A 1,498-nucleotide genomic window follows, 5' to 3' on the forward strand; every position below is an offset into this window, starting at 1 on the left:
TCAGACTGTTGACAAACTAAATGTTAACAGTCTTTTCTTTTAAATTTGAAGAGTATATGATAATATAGTTACTGTCGTAAGTGTCCACACTCCAATTAAGCAAAATTTGTGGCCTTACGGCCTTTTTCGTTTCCTGTCAATTATTGCCTGAAAATGGTATAATTAAGGTGCTTAATTGGAGGATATAAATATGGCTATGACTAATCGTGCAAACATTAAACGTGATGGACTTATCATGAGTACTTTAGATGACCTAGTACCACAGGATCATTTGGTTAGAACACTGGAAGCTACGATAGATTGGAAATTCATCTATCCGTTAGTGAAATCACTCTACAGTAATTTCGGCAGACGTTCTATTGATCCTGTGGTACTTTTTAAAATGATCTTTATCAATTATACATTCGGCATCAACTCTATGAGAAAGACCTGTGAAGAGATCAAGGTCAATATAGCTTATAGATGGTTTTTAGGTATCAGCATTTATGAAGCTGTTCCAAACTATTCTACATGGTCTAAGAACTATCAGAGAAGATACAAGGATAGTGAAGTCTTTGACCAGATCTTCAATCATATCATCAAGCATGGCATTGATAACGGCTTTATTGATACCACTACTGTCTTTGGTGATGGCACACATAGAAAAGCCAACGCGAATTCTAGAAAAGCTACAGATAAGGAAGTAGAGATTGTAGCTAAGGCATATGAAAAAGAATTACTTGAAGAAATCAATGAAGAGAGAGCAGAAAATGGCAAAAAACCATTTGAATCATTAGACAAGAAAGAATATGCATTTGATGAAGAGACTGGAGAAGAAATTGAATTAAAGAAAACAAAGCATATCAAGGAAAGCACTACAGACCCAGAATGCGGTCTGTTCCATAAGGGTGAGAAGCAGAAGTGCTTTGCCTATTCACATATGACAATATGTGACAGATATGGCTATGTTCTCTTTAATAAGGTAGCACCAGGAAACATGCATGACAGTGCAATATTCTCAGAAATATACAATGAACTTATCCAGAAATATGAAGGCATTAAAAACGTGTGCCTTGATGCAGGATTCAATACATCACCAATCTGCCACCAGATACTATCAAGTGATAGAACGCCATTTCTTCCATATAAGAGGCCAATGACTAAAAAGGGATTCTTTAAAAAGTATGAGTATGTATATGATGAATATTTAAATATCTATATCTGTCCTAATGAAAAAGATCTTCACTATAAAACAACCAACAGAGAAGGATACAGAGTCTATGAAAGCAATCCAAAGGACTGTGAAGGATGTCCTTTCCTATCAAAATGTACACAATCAAAGAAACATGTAAAAACGATTACAAGACATGTATGGGAATCTGATAGAGAAAAAGCAGATTATATAAGACAGACCGATGAATGGAAAATCGTCTATCCACAAAGAAAAGAAACAATTGAACGTGTGTTTGCGGATGCCAAGGAAAATCATGGCATGCGATTTACGCGTTTAAAAGGGCTA

The 1,498-nt window shown here is 35.4% G+C and carries 1 protein-coding gene; it reads left to right on the forward strand.

Annotated features, from left to right (window positions below; translation table 11 throughout):
• Nucleotides 1–190: 190 nt before the first annotated feature.
• Nucleotides 191–1,498: IS1182 family transposase (locus EAI80_RS13085; protein WP_129982382.1), on the forward strand; the 1,308-nt coding region annotated here is incomplete at its 3' end.

The sequence above is a fragment of the Catenibacterium sp. co_0103 genome (assembly GCF_004168205.1).
Lineage (GTDB): Bacteria > Bacillota_I > Bacilli_A > Erysipelotrichales > Coprobacillaceae > Catenibacterium > Catenibacterium mitsuoka_A.